This window comes from Vibrio sp. A11 (assembly GCF_013048705.1).
Classification (GTDB): Bacteria; Pseudomonadota; Gammaproteobacteria; order Enterobacterales; family Vibrionaceae; genus Vibrio; species Vibrio metschnikovii.
The window spans coordinates 1-861 of record NZ_VHSI01000062.1; the positions used below are offsets into that span (position 1 = coordinate 1).

The following is an 861-nucleotide window of genomic DNA, read 5'->3' on the forward strand; positions in this document are numbered from 1 at the left end:
TCAGGTGGGTCCAAAACGCTATGGTCGCCAAGCAAATTTGGTTAATTCGGAAAGCTGTTTTTCATTCTCTACACATTCAATGCACTTCTTTGAGTCCACCAAAACCCCTTGGGTGTTGTATGGTTAAGCCTCACGGGCAATTAGTACAGGTTAGCTCAACGCCTCACAGCGCTTACACACCCTGCCTATCAACGTTCTAGTCTCGAACAACCCTTTAGGACACTTATAGTGCCAGGGAGAACTCATCTCAGGGCTCGCTTCGCGCTTAGATGCTTTCAGCGCTTATCAATTCCGAACTTAGCTACCGGGCAATGCCACTGGCGTGACAACCCGAACACCAGAGGTTCGTCCACTCCGGTCCTCTCGTACTAGGAGCAGCCCCCTTCAATTCTCCAACGCCCACGGCAGATAGGGACCGAACTGTCTCACGACGTTCTAAACCCAGCTCGCGTACCACTTTAAATGGCGAACAGCCATACCCTTGGGACCGACTTCAGCCCCAGGATGTGATGAGCCGACATCGAGGTGCCAAACACCGCCGTCGATATGAACTCTTGGGCGGTATCAGCCTGTTATCCCCGGAGTACCTTTTATCCGTTGAGCGATGGCCCTTCCATTCAGAACCACCGGATCACTATGACCTGCTTTCGCACCTGCTCGAACCGTCATTCTCGCAGTTAAGCGGGCTTATGCCATTGCACTAACCTCACGATGTCCAACCGTGATTAGCCCACCTTCGTGCTCCTCCGTTACTCTTTGGGAGGAGACCGCCCCAGTCAAACTACCCACCAGGCACTGTCCGCAACCCCGATTAGGGGCCAACGTTAGAACATCAAAACTACAAGGGTGGTATTTCAAGGT

1 rRNA gene is annotated in these 861 nt (G+C 52.5%); it reads right to left on the reverse strand.

Going from position 1 to position 861, the window contains the following annotated elements:
* Nucleotides 1–119: 119 nt before the first annotated feature.
* Nucleotides 120–861, reverse strand: a 23S ribosomal RNA gene (locus tag FKQ60_RS17285); the annotation flags it as partial.